Annotated in this window: 19 protein-coding genes and 3 pseudogenes; 8 read left to right on the top strand and 14 right to left on the bottom strand. The window is 58.5% G+C overall.

Annotation, left to right across the window (positions count from 1 at the left end):
• Positions 1 to 48: 48 nt before the first annotated feature.
• The 3 genes from BMY49_RS09775 to gabT are packed head-to-tail and all read left to right on the top strand — an operon-like array spanning position 49 to position 2,802.
• On the top strand, positions 49 to 1,263 hold the full coding sequence (locus tag BMY49_RS09775; RefSeq protein WP_089675473.1) for a CaiB/BaiF CoA transferase family protein: 1,215 nt from the start codon (positions 49 to 51) through the stop codon (positions 1,261 to 1,263).
• Positions 1,264 to 1,273: 10 nt separating this feature from the next.
• Positions 1,274 to 1,471, top strand: coding sequence for a GGDEF domain-containing protein (locus tag BMY49_RS09770; protein ID WP_276325980.1), 198 nt, complete (start codon positions 1,274 to 1,276; stop codon positions 1,469 to 1,471).
• A gap of 56 nt (positions 1,472 to 1,527) precedes the next feature.
• Positions 1,528 to 2,802: a 4-aminobutyrate--2-oxoglutarate transaminase gene (gene gabT / locus BMY49_RS09765; RefSeq protein ID WP_044628888.1), complete on the top strand. Its 1,275-nt coding sequence runs from the start codon at positions 1,528 to 1,530 to the stop codon at positions 2,800 to 2,802.
• Between the two features lie 66 nt (positions 2,803 to 2,868).
• Here gabT and BMY49_RS09760 read toward each other — a convergent pair whose 3' ends face one another.
• The 4 genes and pseudogenes from BMY49_RS09760 to BMY49_RS09745 all read right to left on the bottom strand — a co-directional run.
• Positions 2,869 to 3,516 (bottom strand): hypothetical protein, encoded by a 648-nt coding sequence (locus BMY49_RS09760; protein ID WP_054641416.1) that lies wholly within the window; start codon positions 3,514 to 3,516, stop codon positions 2,869 to 2,871.
• 80 nt (positions 3,517 to 3,596) lie between these two features.
• Positions 3,597 to 4,967, bottom strand: coding sequence for a cytochrome c oxidase accessory protein CcoG (gene ccoG, locus BMY49_RS09755; RefSeq protein WP_244154944.1), 1,371 nt, complete (start codon positions 4,965 to 4,967; stop codon positions 3,597 to 3,599).
• Between the two features lie 68 nt (positions 4,968 to 5,035).
• A complete protein-coding gene (gene ltrA, locus BMY49_RS09750; protein ID WP_023006382.1) occupies positions 5,036 to 6,316 on the bottom strand; it encodes a group II intron reverse transcriptase/maturase in 1,281 nt (426 codons plus the stop codon).
• Between the two features lie 635 nt (positions 6,317 to 6,951).
• Positions 6,952 to 7,479 (bottom strand): annotated as a pseudogene (locus tag BMY49_RS09745) (transposase); the annotation flags it as partial.
• On the opposite strand from BMY49_RS09745, the pseudogene BMY49_RS09740 reads away from it, so the two are divergent.
• Positions 7,469 to 8,125: pseudogene (locus BMY49_RS09740) on the top strand (aminotransferase-like domain-containing protein); the annotation flags it as partial. The pseudogenes BMY49_RS09745 and BMY49_RS09740 sit on opposite strands and share 11 nt — an antisense overlap.
• Positions 8,126 to 8,160: 35 nt before the next feature.
• On the opposite strand, the gene BMY49_RS09735 reads toward BMY49_RS09740, so the two are convergent.
• From BMY49_RS09735 to BMY49_RS09715, 5 genes are all read right to left on the bottom strand, one after another.
• Entirely contained in the window at positions 8,161 to 8,409 is a 249-nt protein-coding gene (locus tag BMY49_RS09735; protein ID WP_016914871.1) for a YkoF family thiamine/hydroxymethylpyrimidine-binding protein, read from the bottom strand.
• A 42-nt stretch (positions 8,410 to 8,451) separates the two neighbouring features.
• Positions 8,452 to 9,258: an alpha/beta fold hydrolase gene (locus BMY49_RS09730; protein WP_054645194.1), complete on the bottom strand. Its 807-nt coding sequence runs from the start codon at positions 9,256 to 9,258 to the stop codon at positions 8,452 to 8,454.
• 104 nt (positions 9,259 to 9,362) lie between these two features.
• Positions 9,363 to 10,409, bottom strand: a complete 1,047-nt coding sequence (gene dinB / locus BMY49_RS09725) for a DNA polymerase IV (RefSeq protein WP_054641417.1) — start codon at positions 10,407 to 10,409, stop codon at positions 9,363 to 9,365.
• 63 nt (positions 10,410 to 10,472) lie between these two features.
• Positions 10,473 to 11,951 (bottom strand): protein adenylyltransferase SelO, encoded by a 1,479-nt coding sequence (locus tag BMY49_RS09720; RefSeq protein ID WP_089675471.1) that lies wholly within the window; start codon positions 11,949 to 11,951, stop codon positions 10,473 to 10,475.
• Between the two features lie 141 nt (positions 11,952 to 12,092).
• Positions 12,093 to 12,959: an NAD-dependent protein deacetylase gene (locus BMY49_RS09715; RefSeq protein ID WP_062363443.1), complete on the bottom strand. Its 867-nt coding sequence runs from the start codon at positions 12,957 to 12,959 to the stop codon at positions 12,093 to 12,095.
• A 96-nt stretch (positions 12,960 to 13,055) separates the two neighbouring features.
• Between BMY49_RS09715 and BMY49_RS09710 the strand changes: the two genes are divergently transcribed.
• Together BMY49_RS09710 and BMY49_RS09705 are read left to right on the top strand one after the other, a co-directional pair.
• The gene (locus tag BMY49_RS09710; protein ID WP_062372280.1) at positions 13,056 to 14,228 is read left to right on the top strand and encodes a UbiH/UbiF/VisC/COQ6 family ubiquinone biosynthesis hydroxylase; all 1,173 of its coding nucleotides are present in this window, start codon (positions 13,056 to 13,058) and stop codon (positions 14,226 to 14,228) included.
• Positions 14,229 to 14,237: 9 nt separating this feature from the next.
• Positions 14,238 to 15,485, top strand: coding sequence for a PDDEXK-like family protein (locus BMY49_RS09705; protein ID WP_089675470.1), 1,248 nt, complete (start codon positions 14,238 to 14,240; stop codon positions 15,483 to 15,485).
• On the opposite strand, the gene BMY49_RS17420 is transcribed toward BMY49_RS09705, so the two are convergent.
• Positions 15,482 to 16,084, bottom strand: coding sequence for a PcfJ domain-containing protein (locus BMY49_RS17420; RefSeq protein WP_167359361.1), 603 nt, complete (start codon positions 16,082 to 16,084; stop codon positions 15,482 to 15,484). The two genes, BMY49_RS09705 and BMY49_RS17420, sit on opposite strands and share 4 nt — an antisense overlap.
• Before the next feature lie 803 nt (positions 16,085 to 16,887).
• Between BMY49_RS17420 and BMY49_RS17820 the strand changes: the two genes are divergently transcribed.
• Positions 16,888 to 17,040 carry a hypothetical protein gene (locus BMY49_RS17820; RefSeq protein WP_240312626.1) on the top strand — a complete coding sequence of 51 codons (153 nt, stop codon included), beginning with the start codon at positions 16,888 to 16,890 and terminating at the stop codon, positions 17,038 to 17,040.
• Positions 17,037 to 17,630 carry an alpha/beta hydrolase family protein gene (locus BMY49_RS09695; protein WP_228219729.1) on the top strand — a complete coding sequence of 198 codons (594 nt, stop codon included), beginning with the start codon at positions 17,037 to 17,039 and terminating at the stop codon, positions 17,628 to 17,630. Before BMY49_RS17820 ends, BMY49_RS09695 begins: the two co-directional genes overlap by 4 nt.
• 32 nt (positions 17,631 to 17,662) lie before the next feature.
• Here the strand turns inward: BMY49_RS09695 and brnA are convergent, their stop codons facing one another.
• The 4 genes and pseudogenes from brnA to BMY49_RS09675 form a co-directional block, all read right to left on the bottom strand.
• A complete protein-coding gene (brnA, locus tag BMY49_RS09690) occupies positions 17,663 to 17,932 on the bottom strand; it encodes a type II toxin-antitoxin system BrnA family antitoxin (RefSeq protein ID WP_044628897.1) in 270 nt (89 codons plus the stop codon).
• Positions 17,922 to 18,185 carry a BrnT family toxin gene (locus BMY49_RS09685; protein WP_058578261.1) on the bottom strand — a complete coding sequence of 88 codons (264 nt, stop codon included), beginning with the start codon at positions 18,183 to 18,185 and terminating at the stop codon, positions 17,922 to 17,924. Before BMY49_RS09685 ends, brnA begins: the two co-directional genes overlap by 11 nt.
• A gap of 75 nt (positions 18,186 to 18,260) precedes the next feature.
• A pseudogene (locus BMY49_RS18010) lies at positions 18,261 to 18,440 on the bottom strand (aspartate/glutamate racemase family protein); the annotation flags it as partial.
• A gap of 310 nt (positions 18,441 to 18,750) precedes the next feature.
• Positions 18,751 to 19,863 carry an RNA-guided endonuclease InsQ/TnpB family protein gene (locus tag BMY49_RS09675; protein ID WP_074211430.1) on the bottom strand — a complete coding sequence of 371 codons (1,113 nt, stop codon included), beginning with the start codon at positions 19,861 to 19,863 and terminating at the stop codon, positions 18,751 to 18,753.
• Positions 19,864 to 19,976: the final 113 nt, after the last annotated feature.

Raw genomic sequence — 19,976 nt, 5'->3', positions numbered from 1 at the left:
ACCGACTAACGCATACCAACGAATCGATCACTAACAACGAGGCACCCAATGAGCACAGCTGCAAAGCCCCTGGCAGGCATTAAAGTCCTCGATATCTCTCGGGTACTGGCAGGCCCCTGGTGCGGGCAGATGCTGGCCGACATGGGTGCCGAGGTGATCAAAATCGAGCGCCCCCAAAGCGGCGATGATACCCGCCACTGGGGGCCGCCCTGGCTCTCCGGCAGCGCGGAATCGGCCTATTACCTGTGCGCCAATCGCGGTAAGCGTTCGGTGACGGTAGATATGGCCAAGCCCGAAGGCCAAGCGCTGATCAAGCAGTTGGCGGCCCAATCGGATGTGGTGCTGGAAAACTTCAAGGTCGGCGGGCTGAAAAAGTATGGCCTGGACTACGCGAGCCTGAAAGCGCTCAATCCCGGCTTGGTCTACTGCTCCATCACCGGCTTTGGCCAGGAAAGCCCTTACGCCCGCCGGGCGGGCTACGACTTCATGATCCAAGCCATGGGCGGCCTCATGAGCCTGACCGGTAAACCGGACAGTGAATCAGGGGGCGGCCCGGTCAAGGTGGGGGTCGCCATTACCGATATTTTTACCGGCTTGTATGCGGCCAACGCGGTGCTGGCGGCCCTCTACCAACGCCGCGACAGTGGCGAAGGCTGCCATATCGATCTGGCACTCATGGATGTGCAGGTGGGCGTGTTGGCCAATCAGGCGTTGAACTATCTGACCTCCGGTCAGGTGCCTCAGCGGTTAGGCAACGCCCATCCTAATATCGTGCCCTACCAAGCCTTTGCCACGGCCGATGGACATATGATCGTGGCGGTCGGTAATGACGAGCAGTTCAGACGCTTCTGCCAGGTAATCGACCAGCCGCAGCTCGCTCAAGACGAGCGCTTTGCCACCAACGGCAGCCGTGTTCAGCATCGCGACACCTTGATACCGCTTCTGGAATTGGCACTTGGCGCACAACCTACCGATACTTGGCTTTCGGCCTTCGAGGCCGTGGGCGTGCCCTGCGGGCCGATCAATACCCTGGATCGCGTGTTCGACGACCCCCATGTCAAAGCACGCGGATTGAAACAAACGTTGCCCCATACCCAAGCAGGTGAGGTCAACCTTGTAGCCAACCCGATCCGCATCAACGGCGAATCCATCAGTGCCACCACCGCGCCCCCTACGCTTGGCGAGCACACCGACAGCGTGCTGAATGCCATCGGCATCACCGATGAACAGCGCCTAGTGCTTCGCCAAGCGGGCATTATTTAATCAGACGCTATTGGCGGCAAACGAGCCTACCGCCCCGCTTCTCAAAACGCCCTACACTCAGCATCAGCTAACCGTGACGCTTTCAGCAAGCATCGCGTGTTACATTGAAACGTCGAGTACTCGAATGCTTGATCGCGCCGATAAAGCGATGTATCAGGCCAAACAAGCCGGGCGCAACCGGATTGTCATCGCATCGTCATCAGTGTGATCAACGCTATTGCGCACTATGCTAGAGCTACACCCTATCCTTTAAGGAGCTGAGTCATGAGCAATGCCGAGCTTAACGAACTAAAGCAGAAATACGTCGCGGCGGGCGCTGCAAGCCCCGCCACCGCCTTTGCGGACCGCGCCGAAAACGCTGAGATCTGGGACGCCGACGGCAACCGCTTCATCGACTTCGCGGGCGGTATCGGCGTCTTGAACGTGGGGCATCGTCACCCCAAAGTCGTGGCCGCTGTGAAAGCCCAGTTGGATAAGGTGATGCACACCTGCCAAACGGTTATGCCCTACGAGGGCTACGTTAAAGTCGCCGAGAAGTTGAGCCACATCGTCCCTGTACGTGGTCACGCCAAGGTGATGCTGGCCAACTCTGGTGCCGAAGCGCTGGAAAACGCGGTGAAGATCGCCCGCGCCGCTACCGGTCGCTCCAACGTGATCTGTTTCGATGGCGGCTACCATGGCCGTACCTTCTACACCATGGCCATGAACGGCAAGGTCGCGCCCTACCAGACCGATTTCGGCCCGATGCCCGGCACCGTATTCCGCGCGCCCTACCCGGTGCCCTACCACGGCGTCAGCGAAGACGAAGCGATTCGCGGCCTGAAGATGACGCTGAAAACCGACGCCAACCCTAAAGACACTGCCGCGATCATTCTTGAGCCGGTGCTGGGTGAAGGCGGCTTCTACCCCGCCCCGACCAGCTTCCTGAAGAAGATTCGCGAAATTTGTGATGAGCACGGCATGCTGATGATCATCGACGAAGTGCAGTCAGGCTTTGGCCGCACCGGCAAGATGTTCGCCATCGAGCACAGCGGCGTCGAGCCGGACATGATGACCATGGCCAAGAGTATGGCCGACGGCATGCCGATCTCGGCCATCGTGGGCACCGACAAAGTGATGGACGCCTCTGGCCCGAACTCCCTGGGCGGCACCTACACCGGTAGCCCCACCGCCTGCGCAGCCGCGCTGGCGGTGATGGAAGTCTTCGAAGAGGAAAATATCCTTGAGAAGAGCCAGGCGCTGGGCGACAAACTGGCGGCGCGCTTCAACGAGTGGCAAGGCAAGTTCGATTGCATCGACCACGTGCGGAACATGGGCGCCATGGCAGCATTTGAGCTGGTCAACAACAAAACCGACCGCACCCCGAACCCGGAGCTGGCGGCGGCGCTGTGCAAAAAAGCCCGTGAAGAGGGTCTGATCCTGCTCTCCTGCGGCATGTACGGCAACACCATCCGCTTCCTGATGCCCGTCACCATCGAAGACGACGTGCTGAACGAAGGCCTGGACATCATCGAGTCCTGCCTGGAATCGCTGATCTAAACGCTCTGCACCACCCACAACGCCGCCCCATGGGGCGGCGTTGTCGTTTTTACACATCATATTTTGTCAGTTGAACAGGGGCGCCTGCTGGTTCAACTGCCTGATCTGATAAAGATCATGCGTGTAAGCATCCCATCTAAATATCAGAGCATTCAGGAGCACCACGCCCCAAATGGCCGCTAGAATCATCACCGGCTGGTTAACCCACGCTAAAACCGACACGTCTACTGAGTAGTGAATGGTATACACACTCATCGCCGCCAGTAGCTGAACCAACCCACAGTTTGCGATCACCGCCAGGATGAACGCATTCCTGACGTTGATAGACGGCAAGCGCGTCTTGAACAACCGCAGATGACGCACGCGAACACCGCCCTCTCCTGCCTGATGCGACGAAGGACGAGTGAGTTTTCTCTGACAGCGCAGAAGCGGCAGCCCATAGGCCTCTCGCCCCTCCTGAGAGAACGCAATGCGAAGGGCGTCTATGTTAAATCCACGCCCAAAGATGCGCGTTGCTGCCTCTTCAAAGCGTGACGCACCGGCCTCATCCAACGACGTTTCCTGAGCAGCTGTGAGCGTATCCAGTTGCCTACTTTTATTACCCGAAAGCTTCGCACCGTTAGGCGTATTGATATTAAAGTGCATTTGGTAAATCTGGTACCAAGCGGCTGTTACGCCCACGAATATCATCAAGAAAATCAGCACGGTTATCATTTATCTATCCTCATTCTTACTTATCCTCACACCTACTTATTCTCACACCCACTTATTCTCACACCTACTTAGCCTCCCTCTTACTGACGGGTCGATCCCAAAAGCCGCGTTTCGATGTTAGAGGAGATCGAAGGCTCATCTAACGCAGCGATGTGCAGCACCACCGGGTGGCTCGGCTGGGTCAACGCTGACGCGTCAGCATTAAGCGCCACGCGTAACTGCCTCGTTTCATTAGCGGCCAAGACGAATGTGTCAGCCCCTTGTAAACGCAGGCCGGGCAAGCCGGTGGCGGACAACGCGTACTGGTGCTCCTTCGAATCTTGATTGCGCAGCGTCACGGTGTAGTAGTTGATAATGCGCCCCTCGGCCGTGCTTTCAAACAGCGCCTGACGATCTCGGGCGACCTCTACATCCATAGGCACCCGGGCGTTCAAGAAACCGATCAACAAAACCACCATAGAAAACAGTGCCGCCATATAAGCCAACAGCTGAGGTCGCCAAAACCGCGTAGGTTTGCCCTCTAGCGCGCGCTCGGTGGTGTAGCGAATCAGGCCCAGTGGCTTATCGATACGCGCCATCACGCTATCGCAGGCATCGATACACGCCGCGCAGCCAATACACTCATACTGCAGGCCATCACGAATATCGATCCCCGTGGGGCACACCTGAACGCACAGTTCGCAATCAATACAGTCCCCAGCAGCCGCTTCCGCGACCTCTTTGCGATGACCACGGCGGGGCTCACCACGGGCGGAATCGTAAGAAACAATCAGCGTATGGCTATCAAACATGGCCGACTGAAAGCGTGCATAGGGGCACATGTGCAGACACACCTGATGGCGCAACCAGCCAGCGTTCAGGTAGGTAAACAGAGTAAAAAAACCGATCCAAAAAAGCGCCCAAGGGTGCGCCTCTAGGCTGAATAGATCCCTTACGAGCCCACCCACCGGCGTAAAATATCCCACGAAGGTGACACCCGTTACCAACGCAATCAGTAGCCAAGCGGTATGTTTGGCGCCCTTTCGCCATAACGACCCCAGCGTGCCAGGTGCATTATCGCGGCGTATCCGACGGTGCCTTGGTCCTTCCAGGCGGTGCTCAAACCAAATAAACAGAAACGTCCAGACGCTCTGCGGGCAGCTATAGCCGCACCACACTCGCCCCGCCACGACCGTGATCAAGAATAATCCAAACGCACACAGCACCAGTATCCAAGTCAGCAAGATAAAGTCTTGAGGGTAAAACGTCGCTGCAAAAAGGTGAAACTCTTGTGCAGAGAGATCAAACCACACCATGGGGCGGTCGCCCCACTGAAGCCATGGCAAGCCCACATAGAGCGCTATCAGCAGCCAGTTGGAATAACGCCTTATGCGCTGAAAAAAGCCCTGTATCTCTCGCACATAGATATGCCCAGACGTGGATGGAGTTATAGGTCGGGTAGACCGGACGATTGCTCGTTCCGGCCCCCCACAGATCCGAGCGTGCGCGATTGACGCACTCGGCTCCTCAACCGTCAGGTTCACACGAAGGACGCTCGGTGCACGATTCTCGCTCGCGGTAACGGGAGTGTCAGCAACAGTTGCCTTGCCTTCTCCCACGGGAACCATCCTCTCTGTGATCGCCTCCTGAGCCACTTGATCCAGGTTGTCTGAACCCTGTATTGGAAGCGTTGCAGAGACTCGATGTTGTGGGTTATCCCGTAGTACGCATAGTGCCCCATAACCTTTCGACAGAGTTGGCGGTGCTGATCACGCAGGGGCAGGTGGCGGTTGGCTCGGCACCACAGCGAAATTCGCTTCAGGCCTCGCTTGAACCGGTCCTTGGCCGTTTTCTGCTTGATGATCCAGCGTCCACGCAGGGACTTCCCCCAGTAATAGGTAAAGCCCAGGAAGTCGAAGGTCTCGGCCCGTAGCTCGCGATGTGGCCGAAACCGTACCAGCCGAGTCTTGGTCGGGTGCAGGGTAAGGCCGAAGCGCGCAAAGCGCTTGGCCAGTACCTCCAGCACCTTGCGGGCATCAGCTTCGTTGCTGAAGGCGAGCACGGCATCATCGGCGAAGCGCACCGAGAATGCTCGTCCGCGCAGGCGTGGTTTGACGTCTTGCTCAAACCACTCATCCAGCACGTAGTGGAGGTAGACATTCGCCAGCAAGGGGGAAATCACACCCCCTTGTGGGCTGCCTATCTCGCCCTTCTGCCATTGCCCGGCGTCCAATACCCCGGCCTTGAGCCACTTGCCGATCAGGCGGAGGATCACGCCGTCCTTCACTCGTTGCTGCAGAAACGCACGCAGGTGCTGGTGGTCGATCGTGTCGAAGAAGGCTTTGATGTCCAGATCAATGACCCAGCCTCCGCCCATCGACATCAGGCCATTCCTCACCGTTCCGATGGCCTGATGCGCCGAGCGCCCCGGCCGGAAACCATACGAGCACTCGTGAAAATCATGCTCATAGAGCGGCTCCAGCAGGGCCACCACGGCACGTTGCAGGACCTTGTCTTCGAAGGTAGGAATGCCAATCGGCCGTGTGGAGCGCCCGTCTCCCTTGGGAATATTGACGCGCCGCACCGGCGGCGCCCGGTAGCGACCGCTCTTGGCCGCTTCCAGCAGACGCTGGACGTTAGCCTCGAAGTCGCGCGCGAAGTCGTCCGCCGTCTGGCCGTCGATCCCGACGGCGCCGTCACGGCGCGTCATCAGGTAGGCCGTCCTCAGCCACTGGGCGTCGATATGATGCGCCAGTGACGTGAAGGCACGCTGCGGGAAGCGCTCTGCCAGCGCTGCTATCCGCACTTGTTTCGTGGACATGACCTCAGGTTCCTGTGCACCTGTCATGTTGCCCTCGTGCAGTTCTGATGATTGGCCGCCCCTTCCCTCCAGCGGGTCCCGTCGAGTAGGTTCCCCGCCTTCTTCGGTACTATGAGCGACTCCGACTCCCGCCCTTCCATCCGGCTGGCTCCTTATGGTCGCCTGGCCGTACCCCCTGAGTGCCTGTTGTTTGCTTCCGGTACCGTCAGGCACGACAGCACCGGACCGGGAGCTTTCGCCGCAGGCAGCCCCATGCCTGTACCTTTGTCGTTCAGAGGAGAAGGACGGGCCTCCCAGGTTCCTGGGAAACCCCTGTATGGACATGCCCTGCTCTTCGACCCCGGCGGCCCTTCCCTGCCAAGCCATACGGCAGGGTCGTGTTGCCTTCCAGCATTTGAAAACTGTCGGCGACTGCCACTACCACAATTTCGGGGCTCTATCACACGGCCTACCTACTCGCTGTGTACGCTTCGCAGCGGCGGTTACCCGACACCACGCAACACTCGCTGCCGGCTGGTGGCTAGCCTTGGCCGGGTGGGACTTTCACCCACTGGGTTTCACGACATCCTTTCCACCTTCTCGGTTTCCCGGATGTCCAGGCTTTGCCTGGCGCACTCAAATCTGGTGGATGGCGGTCAGGCGGCAGTCCTGTCTGACTGATCGGTTACTTGCTCTCCATCCTGGAACCGGACGTTGTTCACGACCAGTTCCAGCTTGCTGAACCCCTTGATGCGCTTCCAGCGCTTCTCGGCGCTCTGGAGCAGCTTGAAGACCATCGCCAGGGTCGTCGCTCTGGAGCCGCAGTTCCGGCTGCGCTTGCTCCGCAGGCGGACCGTGGCGAAGGTCGACTCAATCGGGTTGGTGGTGCGGATATGCACCCAGTGCTCTGCCGGGTAGTCGTAGAACGCCAGCAGTTCCTCCCGATCCTTGGCCAGGCACGCCATCGCCTTGGGGTACTTGGCCTCGAAGCGTTTCAGCGTGCGATCGAAGGCCTTGTGCGCATCAAAGCGGGTCTCGGCCATCCAGATCTCATGGAGGTCGGCCTTGACCTTGGGCTGTACTGACTTTGGCAGCTTGTTCAGCACGTTAGCCGTCTTGTGAACCCAGCAGCGCTGATGGTCGGTCTCCGGGTAAATCTTGCTCAGGGCCGCCCAGAACCCCATCGGCGCCAGCCTAAGCAACGAGCGCAAACAGGTGCTTTACCAGTTATTAAAGCAGCACCAAGTGCCCATGCTAGAGGATGACGTGTATGCCGAGCTCTATTTTGGCAGCACGCCGCCCGCCCCCGTTAAGGCCTTTGATGATGAGGGCTTAGTGATTCACTGCAGCTCTTTCTCGAAGTGCTTGGCACCCGGCTATCGGGTGGGCTGGGTAGCGGGCGGCCGTTATGCCCAAGAGATCTCGCGGCTAAAACTAATGACCACCATTTCCCCCTCTATCCCCGCCCAGGCCGCCATTGCTGACTATTTACAACACGGTGGCTACGACCGCCATTTGCGCAAGCTTCGCCATGCCTTAGAAGCCCAACAAACCAGTATGCTGGCGGCGGCAGATCGCTACTTCCCAGCGCATACGCGCATCACCCGACCTGTGGGCGGTTATTTCCTTTGGGTGGAGTTTCCCGAACACGTGGATTCGCTGCAGCTATTTCGCACAGCGCTCGACCATGGCGTTAGCCTCGCGCCAGGCCCCATTTTCTCCGCGACCCAACAGTTTCGCCACTGCATTCGCTTAAGCTATGGCCACCCCTGGACCCAGCGCAGCGAACGGGGGATGGAAACGCTGGGCACGTTATTGAGCCTTTTTTAGCGCTATGAAGAACATCACGCACGCGATGGCGTTATTTACCGAGGCCGCCGGTCGCCTTCCAGGAAATTGGCGGTAAACACGGCTTTTCCGTGGGTCTCGAACGACCACTTCATCACCTCGCCGAGTGCCGCCATCACCTCATCGAACTCGCCAAATACCTGGGTGCTCATTCGGTTGGGGTGAACTTCCAGCCCGGTGGCCTCTAAACGTTTGACCACCTCTTTGACGACTGGCTTGAAATCATCGGCCAGCGGGTAGTAGCTCAGCTGTACGGAAAGGTACATATCGTCTCCTTAATCGCTTCTATGGCTGCATCACCTCTAAGGCTACGCTGTTTGAAACTGCTGCCACGCGGCCAATATCGCCGTGCGTGTCTCTTCCGGATGCTCCATCGGGAACATGTGTGTGCCAGGCACCATACTCACCGGCAGCCCGCGACGAGCGATGCGCTTGAGCCGTGTAGGCGTCATCAAGTGCGACTGCTGCCCCGCCACCAGTTGAATGGGTACGCCTACGCGCTGCGGCAGGTTAGAGAGGTGATCTGGCAGGTGGCGGAAAATCTCCAGCTCGATGCGCGGGTCGAAGGTCAGCTCGGCGCTGCCGTCATCTAAAAGCCGCGTGCCTGCTTCAATGTAGTCGTTGAGTGCCTCGGGGGTAAAGCGACGAAACAGCCCCCGCCGCCGCAGCGAGGTCGCCATGGCCTCACGGCTGGGCCACACCGTGCGCCGCCCCTTGGTTTTACCCGCGGGGGTGATACGGTCCATGAACCCAAAACGCTTGGCCGCTTTCATGGCCCAGGCGTCTGGCCCCAGCATCAGCGGCGGGTCGAGCATGATCACACCGCGAAAACGCTCCGGCTGCTTATCCGCAGCCATGGCCATCAGCGTGCCGCCCAGCGAATGCCCCACGCCCAGCAACGGCTCGTCAGTATCGGGGAGGTAGCTAAGCAGCTCCTCCACCAAGTTGCCCCAGTTGTGATTCACCGGGTAATCCGGGTGGTGGCCCAAGCGGTCCAGCGGGTGAACATCGAACGATTCCGCCAGCGGGTCTAACAGGCTGCGGTAACTCAAGCCGGGAAAGCCGTTGGCATGGGCAAACACTAAGCGGGGGCGTTGGGTGGCATCGGCAGGCATGGCAGGCTCGCAGTTAGGCTAACGGGAAGAAGCGCTATCTATCATACGTCTGTTTTAACGCGAGCACTGAAACCCGTCAATCCACCCAAGTGTTAACAGGCTAATTAAAACAGCGAGAGCTGCTGGGCAGCGGTCTCTTCCGCCAAGCGGTAGCCCACCCCCAGCAGGCGCACGGGGCGCTCGCCCCTTGCCCATCCCACGTTCAGCAAGGTTTCGAACTGTTCCAAGTTGGGTGCGGGGTCGGCGTGTTCGACGGTGGTTTGGGTGAAGTCGTTGAATTTGATCTTCACCATTACTCCGCGCACGGCGGGTGCCGGGTCTAGGCGGGCGTAGCGGCGCTCTAAATCGCCAATCAGCTCGGGGAGCTGACGACGGCAGGCTTCCAAGGTGGGTAAATCTTGAGAGTAGGTTTGCTCGGTGCTGATCGACTTGCGTTCGCGGTGAGTTTTAACCGGGCGCTCATCGCGCCCGTGGCTGAGTTCATGCAGGCGATGCCCAAAGCGACCAAAGCGCTCCACCAGCTCGGTCAGCGGCCGGGCGCGCAGATCCGCCCCCGTTTGAATCCCCAGTTCGGCCAGCTTTTCAGCGGTGCGCGGCCCCACCCCATGAATCTTTTTCACCGGCAGCTGCTGCACGAAGGCGTCGATATCGTCTGGCGTGATGACAAACAGCCCATCGGGCTTGCGCCAGTCGCTGGCGATCTTGGCGAGAAACTTGTTGGGTGCCACCCCCGCCGAGACGGTAATGCCCACTTCCTGCTTCACCCGATGGCGAATGGCTTCGGCCATACGGGTGGCGCTGCCGTGGTGAAGCGTGACCTCCGAGACGTCCAGAAAGGCTTCGTCCAGCGAGAGCGGCTCGATCAGTTCGGTGACATCGCGATAGATGGCAAACACCTGGCGTGCCACGGCCTTGTACTTCGCCATGTCGCCACGAATCACCGTGAGGTGAGGACAGCGTTTGAGCGCCTGAGCCATGGGCATGGCGGAGTGGATGCCAAACGCGCGGGCAGGATAGTTACAGGTGGCCACCACCCCGCGCTGCTCCACACTGCCGCCAATGGCAATAGGGATATCGGTTAACGCAGGGTTGTCGCGCATCTCGACCGCCGCATAGAAGCAGTCACAGTCGCAGTGGATAATTTTGCGCACAGGCCGACCTTGCCTCCGCCATTAACTGTAAAAAAGCACAGTTTATCACAGGGTGTGCAGCATTCACGTACCACAAAAGGTGCGCAACACCTGTTCGCTTTCCGTGGCCGGAGCAGCCAAGCGGCGCGCTTCTGCGGATTCATCAAAGGGCTGCGTGACCGCCGCGAGCAGCGTGTGGAAAGGCGCGAAATCGCCTTCTACCGCCGCATCGATGACCTCTTGAATGCGGTGGTTGCGGGGAGTCACCACAGGGTTGGCGCGGCGCATGGCCTCCTGGCGTTCACTCTGCTGGCTGGCTTGCCGGGCGTTTTCCCACTCGGCCAGCCAAGCAGCAAGGCCATCGGGCTGAGTGGTCAGCGCTAGCAGCGCCTCTTTTTGGGAATGGGCTGACGAGTTCTTTCTCAGCGCTTGCGCATAGCGCGTCAGCGCATCAAAGGTGGCGGTCATATCCATGCGGCCCTGATGCATCTGGATTTCCAGCGCTTCCATGAGCGGCGCGGCGCGATCGCTTTCTGGAGCGAGGCCTAGCTTATTAGCGTGCAGGCGGCGCTGCTCGGCGCTAAAGCGGGAGGTAAAGCCGCGCAGCACCTCGGTGGCTTGCTCTACCACGGCATCGCCCTCTGCGCGCATCAGCGGCAGTAGGGTTTCGGCAAAACGGGCCAGATTCCACTGGGCAATGCCCGGCTGGTTGTCAAAGGCGTAGCGCCCGCCCTGGTCAATGGAGCTATACACCTTCTGCGGGTCGAACTGCTCCATGAAGGCGCAGGGGCCGTAATCGATGGTGTCGCCAGCAATGCTACAGTTGTCGGTGTTCATCACACCATGAATAAAGCCCAGGCTCATCCAGCGTGCCACCAGTGCCGCCTGGCGGGCGGTAACGGCTTCCAGCAGGGCAAGGTACGGATCGTCAGCATTGGCCGTTTCTGGGTAGTGGCGAGCAATCACATGGTCGGCCAGCGCTTTCAGCACCGCTTCATCGCGACGCACGGCAGCAAACTGGAAGGTGCCCACGCGGATATGGCTGCGAGCCACACGGGTCAGGATGGCCCCCGGCTCGGCCATCTGGCGTACCACGCGCTCCCCCGTGGTCACGGCCGCCAGCGCCCGAGTGGTGGGCACGCCCACGGCGGCCATGAACTCGCTCACCAGATATTCCCGCAGCACTGGGCCAAGCGGCGAGCGCCCATCCCCGCCCCGTGAAAACGGCGTGCGGCCACTGCCCTTGAGCTGCACGTCCTGCCGCTGGCCCTGCTGATCCACCACCTCCCCCAGCAGCAGCGCTCGGCCATCGCCCAACTGAGGCACGAAATTACCGAACTGATGCCCGGCATAGCCCAGCGCTCTAGGCTCGGCCCCTGGCGGTAGCCGGTTACCGCTGAACCATTGGGCCAGCGTGGCGTCGTCGGGCCGGGTTTGCATGCCTAGCTGCGCGGCCAGGTCATCGTTAAACGCGATCAGGCTGGGCTGCGCCACGGGCGTAGGCTGGCAAGCCACCCATAAAGGCTCTGGCAGCGTGGCAAACTGGTGTTCAAAGGTCAGCACGGGCAACTCCGTTTTTCAGTTTATCGTCTAGGAATACCCTAGCAGTTTACTCAAGTAATTGGCGATAGCCTGTCGCAGAGAGCCTCTTAACCAATATGAAATTGCTCGCTTCGATAGTAACCCGCCGGTATCCAAAACACGTTAGCCCTTTTTCAGACGCCCAACCGCATATTCCAGCACCGGCGTTAGCGGCGCGCGCCACTGGTGGGTCAAGAACCCATCGGCACGGGTCACGCCCAGCGAGAGCGATGCCACGGGCAGGCCCATGGCGTGGGCATCCCGGCAGAAGCGGTAGCCGGAATAGACCATCAACGACGTGCCCACTGCCAGCACCGCGTCGGCTTGCTGCAGCGCCGCCTGGGCCGCCAACCGCCGCGCAGGGGGCACCACATCGCCGTAATAGACCACCTGCGGTTTGAGAATGCCCTTGCAGCGCGGGCAATCCAATACGTTAAAGGTGGAAAAGTCGGTTTCCAGATCCGCATCGCCATCCGGCGCGTGGCGGGCATCCAGCGCGGCAAAGGCTGGGTTCATACGCGCCATTTCACTGTGCATGGCGTGGCGCATCATTTGATAGCCACAGGCCATACAGGCCACCACATCGGCCCTGCCGTGCAGATCAATCACCTTTTTTGAGCCTGCCCGCTGGTGCAAACGGTCAACGTTTTGCGTGACGAGAAGCTCCACATGGCCCATGGCCTCGAGCTTCGCCAACGCCCGATGCGCCCCGCTCACCTGGGCTTCGCGCATGGCTTTGAAGCCCACCAGCGCTCGCGCCCAGTAGCGCTGGCGTACGGCGAAGGAGCTCATAAAATCACCATGCTGCACCGGCGGCGGGCGCTTCCACTGGCCATCGGCATCGCGGTAATCGGGAATCCCGCTGTCGGTACTCACCCCCGCCCCGGTAATCACCCAGAGTTTGGGGTGGCGTTTGATGAACGCGGCCAGCGCTTCCCCGGCCACCTGGCTGCTCTCGCGTTTTTCTGTACTTTCCACGGCCTGCGTCAATGGATCACCCTAGGCAATACTGCGACAAGTCAACGATACTGTATGACAATATAAGCACATGCAATGTGCCCTCGATAGCGGAGTAAGGAGCCTCTCATGCAGTGGGATCACGAGATTATTATTGTCGGTGGCGGCATGGTGGGCGCGGCCCTGGCGGCAAGGCTCGGCCAAGCGGGCATTTCCGTGGGGCTCGTCGAGCGCGGCAGCGCCCCCAAACCCGCCAGCGGCGACTACGACCTGCGTATTTCATCGCTCAACGCCCGGTCGCTGGCGTTTGTGAAAGCCAGCGGCGCGATACTGCCCGGCGAGCGCTGCTGCCCGTTCCGGCATATCGACGTGGCGAATCAGGATGGCACCGGCCACTCCGTGTTCTCCGCCGAAGAGAGCGGCATGAACGACTTCGGTATTTTTATCGAAAACCGCGCTTTGCAGTACGCCCTGTGGCAACGCTTGGAAGAACTGCCCAGCGTGACCTGCTATACCCAGTGCGCCCCGCTCAGCACCATGGCAGCCACCACCGCCCGCATGCTAGAGCTGGATAACGGCAAAACCCTAAGTGCCCGGCTGATTGTGGGGGCCGACGGCGCGCGCTCTACGCTACGCGAGCTAGCGGGCATTGGCGTGACCAGCCACGACTACCACCAGCGGGCGATGATCATTAACGTCGAGACCGAGCTGCCCCAGCAGGATGTTAGCTGGCAGTGTTTTACCCCCAAAGGGCCGATTGCCATGCTGCCGCTGCCCGGCCAGCGCGCCTCGCTGGTGTGGTACGACAGCAACGAAGCCACCAAAGCCCGCGAACAGCTCTCCGACAACGCGCTCCAGCACGCCATTGAAACCACCTTCCCCCAACGCCTGGGCAAGCTCACCCGTATTGTGGCGCGGGCCAGCTTCCCCATCAAGCGCCAGCACGCCAAGCGCTACATCGGCAAACGCCTCGCGCTGATCGGCGACGCCGCCCACGTGGTGCACCCGCTGGCCGGGCAAGGGTTGAACATCGGCCTGCACGACGCCGACACCCTGGCCGAGCTGATCATCAAAGGCCGCGACCCCGGCGACCACATCAGCCTGCACCGCTTCGAGTGCCAGCGCCGCCTCGCCAACCAAGCGATGATTGCCGCCACCGACAGCTTCCACCACCTCTTCACCGGGGCCAAGCCGCTCCGCCAACTGGGTGATCTCAGCCTGCACCTCGCCGAGCGAGTGCCGTTTGCCAAACGCATGATGATGCAGCAGGCCAATGGGTTGAATCCGTTCAGAATGTTTTAGGGGTACTTGATGTCTTCAGAATCAGCTAATTTGGCAGCGTTAGAACGGTTTTTCGAGAAGTTGGCACTCCTGCCCAAGCCGGAGCCCCCTACCCCCAACTTGTTCTCCGTTGCAGGCCCTGGCCAGCATGAAAACCGCTTATCGGACTTAATGGCCTTCTTCATGGGCGGCTACCCCGGTGCGCCCCGCTGGTTAGCCAAAGCGCTGCTGCATGCACTCGTGCGTAAAGGCCACTTCGATGGTGAACATCTACAGCAAGTCGACTGGGAAGCCGTTACCACCGAACGAGAAGCAGGGAGTTGGAGCGCCGAAAGCGCATCGACGAAGCGTTTAGATTTAGTGGTGTCGGGAAACGACTTCGTCGTGGGTATCGAGCATAAAGTATGGGCTTCGGCGGAGCATAATCCGTTTGATGCCTACGACAGCTTGCTGAACAGCTATGCGGTTAAAGCTTATCGATGCGTTTTATGCCCGGATGACACTAAAGAAAGCGTTTGGGCTCCCGCTAAAAAGGCAGGCTGGCCGACGCTATCCTACTCGGAACTATTAGTCTCGGCTTATGCGCTGTATGGGCAAGATGTAGCGCCCGCTGAGCAGACGAAATGGCAAGTCTTTTATCAGGAGTTGCTGCAGCACCTCGCCTCTATCGCCCACCCCACGGAAGAGAAGATCATGACGAAAGAGGAACTAGAGTTTTCGTTAAAGCATTTTCATGACTTATACGAAGCATCGGCGCGTCTGGAACAGTTCGAACAGGAACTGAGGGCGGAAGGGAAAAGCCATATTGCCGCTGCGTTACAGATAGATATCGGCAATATTAGCACCAATAAAAAGCCGGAGAACTGGCACCAAACAAGGGTATGGCGCTTCTTCCCCCGCTCGTGGAGCGAACAACATGGTGGAGCCACCCAAGTATGTCTGATTTTTTACCCTTCATCGGAATCAGAAGGTAATGAAAGCATCGGTTTCGAGCTCCGCGCATACGTGGAGAGCCAGGAGAATCATGACCCGTGTCTGAAAGATCTCGAACGAGCATTTTTAAAGGCAGTACCTACCTCCAAACAGCCGGACAGCACGTGGTACAGGGATGGCAGTGACAACGATACTTGGTATGAAAATAGGGGCCGCTGGTTAGCGTTAAGTGCCTGGCCCGCTGAATACACCAAGGCAGGTGCCATGAAGGCGCTGGGTGATTTGGCGGCATGGGTGGATGAGCACGCCTTTCAGGCAGCAATGCTTCCCACAGAGCAAGCCTAATAGGCAACCGATAACCATCGCTGTATTGCCGCTAATGCCGCTTCACCAGGCAACGCATTGCAATAACCGCGTGCTTCTTGCAGCCCCCATTTACCGCCTTGTGGGGTAAGCGCAACGGTTAGTACCTCGGGCGCTTGCATGTGGTAAACGAATACTTGGCGGGCAGCGATTTGTGCCGCATAACTGCCTATACAGTGATGCATTTGGGTGCCTTCAGCCAGCAGGGCATCCCAACTCTCCAGCGCAACGATATCGGTATGGCTGGGTATGGGCGCTTCAGGGTAATCCCCATACTTCAGAGTCAGCGCAGCAGCACGCTTCTCTCGGCTTAAGGCATTAAAACGCTCCACTAAAGCATCATGCAGTTGCTGCAACGCCTGGGTATCGCTTACACGGTAGAGCTGGGTGCCGTTAGGCGCGAGGCGCTGGATGTCTTCCACCATGCGCTGTAGCCAGACGATTGTATGCAACGATGCATTCTGCTCAATCATCTCCAGCAGCTTTGGCCAAGAAGCGGGGAAACGGTTCAGGAACCACACATGGTTAAGGTTAGGATGGGTGAGATGCCGCAATAGCCCCAGGGCGTCAGGTTGTTGCAAGCATTTCCGCAAAGCGTCCAACTGCCAGCTTGCGATTGGCGTTAATGGAATACGGCGTAACAGCCTAGCAAGAGAAGCAGAACCCGGTAAGCCAATTATTTTCAACAGCCTAGCACGCTTGTCGGACAGCCAAACTGCCAATTCAGCTTGTTCAATATTTAACCTCTGTGCCCAATCAAGCGTGAGAACCAGCAGCAACGGGGAGTCTTCGGCTAATTGTTTGGCAGGAGGTAAGCAAGCACAGGCTTGATAGACAGCATAACGCATAAAAGGGGCGTGATCGCCCAACGCTACAAGCTCGGAAGGGATCCCCTGCTCAAGGGTATTATTCTGAGTGCATAAAATATCCAAAGGAAGACCAGGCGACTGGAGAAAGCGGCTTTCCGCAACAACAGCGCCGTCGCTAACGCTTTTCCAAGAAAAGGGCTGGCTGCCATACCAGCCTTGAATCTCAAGCGTTAGCGGATACCCAAGTTGCCCAGAAAGATCTAATGACCACCAGCCAGAACGCTCACCGCCGTGTTTAGTGTTTAGGGAAGCACTCTTGTTTTGACGCTTGGCTCGAGCAAATAGCTGCTTCATTAGGGCGGCGCAAAGCTGCATATGACAGTGTCTCCGGCGGTAAGCATTATTAACCCCTAGTTCTTCTTAAGAATTGAAATACTAACCGTTGCTTCCTACTAATGCAGCAGGCCAATGGGCTCAATCCGTTCAAAATCCTCTAACGCTATCTATGCTGAGGGAGTGGCTGCGATAAGCAGCCCTAAAAACAATCACAATAACCCCTCAAAAAAGGAAAGCGTATGCGACGCAAGCAACCATTCGCGCTAGTGACGGTCGCCTCGTTCACCAGCCTTGGCCTGCTGTTGGCCACGCCTCTATGGGCCTGGGATGGCGTGGTCGAGAAGCAGACGAGAGCTTTACCACTCAGGGCGGCTAGACAATTCCCAACGTGACGGTAGGCTGGGAAGCCTACGGCGAGCTTAACGAAGCCCGCGACAACGCGATTCTGATTACCCACTTTTTCTCCGGCACTAGCCATGCGGCAGGCCGCTATGGGGCTGATGGCGAACCGCCCACCGACGGGCTCAAAGAGGCGCTGAAGCTGGTGACGCTCAATGCCAACCACTGGCAGTGGGCCAACGAAGCGTTCAACCGCGACTGGGCCGACGACGCGCGCGACCCTTCCCAGGACATCACCGCCCGCTATGCCATCGAACAAACCCTGGATGACATCGCCGCCGCCCGTGCAGCGCTTTCCGATGCCAACCACCTGCTCTACCTGGTGCGCGCCAACCAGACCTTCATGGCTGGCTACGGCGACTCGCTGGAAGCGGGGCTGGCCGCCATCGAAGCCCCCACATTGATGCTGTATAGCGAGAACGACTTGGTCTTCGCCCCCGAGGGCGTACGCCGCACCGCCGAGCTGATCGAAGCCGACGGCACTGAGGTGACGCTAGAAACGCTGGAAGGCAACCGAGGCCACCTGGATGGCGTGGTGGCCATCGAGCAAGCCAGCGATACGCTGCGGGCGTTTTTGGAGTAAGCGGTGGAGCGCTGGCCTCCAAGAGGCCAGCGCTAGTGAGGTCCCCCTACTGAGTTATGGCCATGAGGTTTATGAGCCGCTTCAGCTTGCAGACGCTCCACTAACCAAACCTTGATAATCGACTGACGGGTAACACCCATTCTCGCAGCCTCACGGTCTAGTGACTCCACTACCCATGCAGGAAAATCTACGTTAATCCGCTTTTGCTCCTGATTCACCCGTCGAGCAGTGGAAAAGTCTAGATCATCGAGAACATCATCTTGATTTTCATCGAATTTTTTATCGAAATCTTTAGCTTTCATAGATGTCTACCTCCTTCTTGCGGGAGCGTCTAACAGAAATCAGCCGAATACGCTCTTCTCGGTAGGTGACGACTGCCGACCAATGTTTTTCACTGATCATACCGATTAGTAAAAACCTTGGTTCGCCCTCGGATTTTGCGCGAATTTCTAGCAGATATGGATCCTTCCACAGCGCTTGTGCCGCTTCAAAATCAATACCGTGCTTTGTCAGGTTGGCCTGACTTTTGTTGACGTCAAACTCGAACTCGTTCATGAGTATAAATTATTCCTTTTTTACTCACTCAACAAGATTCTAAAGCCGAAAGCAATGCCGTTACTGCAGCAGGCTTTATACAAAACCATGCCCCAGCGCCCACTGCACCGCCTGCTCAGCATGAATCTCGGTCGTATCGAAGAGCGGCATGGGAGTGTTGGCCTGTTGAACCAGCAGGCCAATTTCGGTGCAGCCTAGAATCACTCCCTGCGCGCCGCGCCTGCGCGCCGCGCTCGGCAAGCGCCTCGATGATCGCCAGGTAGTCGGCTTTGGCCTCTGCTTTCACCACGCCCAGGCACAGCTCCTGGTAGATCACGTGTGCACGCGCTCGCGCTGTGGTTCGGTAGGCACCACTACTTCGATACCGTGGCGCTGCAAACGCTCGATTTGACATCCTCCCCTCCCTCAGCTTGCGCTGCCGCCTTGCGGCGGAAAGGAAGGGGATTCCCAGGTCGTTACCTTCCTGGTTCCTGCTTCGATGTTCGTTGCCTTCAATGCCTTGGCACTGCTGGTCTTACACAAACTCCACAGGCGTACATTCCCGAGTGCCCCTCGGTATGATCTTTCAACCATCTGCACCGGCTAATAGCGCGGTGCCTGCTTGCAGAATGTTGCGGGCCGCATTCACGTCGCGGTCGATGCCCTGAGTACCGCAATCTGGGCAGTCCCAGGTGCGAACATTCAGCGGTAGTGATTCCAGCACAAAGCCGCAGCTATGGCAGCGTTTTGAGCTTGGGTACCAGCGATCAATCTGGACAAACTGCCTTCCCGCCCAGGCCGCCTTGTAGTCAAGCTGGCGGACCAACTCCCCCCAGCCAACATCACTGATGGCGTTAGAGAGATGGCGGTTTTTGACCATATTCTTCACCTGCAAACTCTCCGCTGCAATCACTTGGTTCTCGTTAACGATCTGGCGGGTGAGTTTATGCAGGTGGTCACGGCGCGTGTCAGCGATCTTGGCGTGACAGCGAGCGACCTTTAACCGTGCCTTGGCTCGGTTGTTCGAGCCTTTTTGCTTACGGCTGAGGCGCCGCTGCGCCTTCGCTAGCTTTCGGGCATAGCGGGCAGTGTGGCGGGGATTATTCACCCGATGGCCGTCACTGGTCACGAACAGGTCTTTAATCCCCAGGTCGATACCGACCATCTTGAACGTAATTGGCAGCGCCTCAGTGTCTACCTTGCACAAACAGCTAATGAAGTAACGGCCTGCTGCATCCTTGGATACCGTCACTGTGCTCGGTGCCGCAGGCAGGTCGCGGCTCCAGCGGATGTTTAGCGGTTCACGGCACTTGGCGAGCGTGATCTGCCCGTCACGGTACGAAAATGCCGAACTGGTAAAGGTAGCTGACTGCCGGTGCTTCTTCGATTTAAAGCTGGGGTACCGCGCCCGCTTGGCAAAGAAATGCTTGAACGCACTTTGTTGATGGCGCAAGCATTGTTGCAGTGGCACCGAACTAACCTCGGCTAGAAAGGCGGTGTCCGGCTGCTTCTTTAACTGTGTTAGGAACGCGCTGGCATCGTTATAGCCGATCTTTTCCTGACGCTGATAAAACGCGTCGGTGCGATAGCGCAGCACCGCGTTCCAGACAAACCGCACGCACCCAAACGTCCGCGCCAGCAAGGCTGCTTGCTCAGGCGTGGGATAGAAGCGGTATTGGTAGGCGCGTTCGGCTTTCATTCTTTACACTTTAGACGAAATATTGTAAGGATGCAAAACACAAGGCGTCCTGGCGGACGCCGCGCTATCCATCCTCGCACTAAAAGTACGAGGTTTTCCGCGCTAACTGATAA

Origin of the sequence: Vreelandella aquamarina, assembly GCF_900110265.1 — a bacterium.
Lineage (GTDB): Bacteria > Pseudomonadota > Gammaproteobacteria > Pseudomonadales > Halomonadaceae > Vreelandella > Vreelandella aquamarina.
The sequence above is the reverse complement of the archived record's forward strand: the minus strand, read 5'-3'. Positions and strand labels throughout refer to the sequence as shown.

What these genes read in the sequence shown, in the direction of transcription:
- BMY49_RS09685 (WP_058578261.1), bottom strand. Translation starts at nt 18,185, where the DNA reads ATGAACGAGTTCGAGTTTGACGTCAACAAAAGTCAGGCCAACCTGACA.
- brnA (WP_044628897.1), bottom strand. Translation starts at nt 17,932, where the DNA reads ATGAAAGCTAAAGATTTCGATAAAAAATTCGATGAAAATCAAGATGAT.
- BMY49_RS09705 (WP_089675470.1), top strand. Translation starts at nt 14,238, where the DNA reads ATGTCTTCAGAATCAGCTAATTTGGCAGCGTTAGAACGGTTTTTCGAG.
- BMY49_RS09675 (WP_074211430.1), bottom strand. Translation starts at nt 19,863, where the DNA reads ATGAAAGCCGAACGCGCCTACCAATACCGCTTCTATCCCACGCCTGAG.
- ltrA (WP_023006382.1), bottom strand. Translation starts at nt 6,316, where the DNA reads ATGTCCACGAAACAAGTGCGGATAGCAGCGCTGGCAGAGCGCTTCCCG.
- BMY49_RS09730 (WP_054645194.1), bottom strand. Translation starts at nt 9,258, where the DNA reads ATGCCTGCCGATGCCACCCAACGCCCCCGCTTAGTGTTTGCCCATGCC.
- BMY49_RS09775 (WP_089675473.1), top strand. Translation starts at nt 49, where the DNA reads ATGAGCACAGCTGCAAAGCCCCTGGCAGGCATTAAAGTCCTCGATATC.
- BMY49_RS17820 (WP_240312626.1), top strand. Translation starts at nt 16,888, where the DNA reads ATGCGACGCAAGCAACCATTCGCGCTAGTGACGGTCGCCTCGTTCACC.
- gabT (WP_044628888.1), top strand. Translation starts at nt 1,528, where the DNA reads ATGAGCAATGCCGAGCTTAACGAACTAAAGCAGAAATACGTCGCGGCG.
- BMY49_RS09710 (WP_062372280.1), top strand. Translation starts at nt 13,056, where the DNA reads ATGCAGTGGGATCACGAGATTATTATTGTCGGTGGCGGCATGGTGGGC.
- BMY49_RS09760 (WP_054641416.1), bottom strand. Translation starts at nt 3,516, where the DNA reads ATGATAACCGTGCTGATTTTCTTGATGATATTCGTGGGCGTAACAGCC.
- BMY49_RS09735 (WP_016914871.1), bottom strand. Translation starts at nt 8,409, where the DNA reads ATGTACCTTTCCGTACAGCTGAGCTACTACCCGCTGGCCGATGATTTC.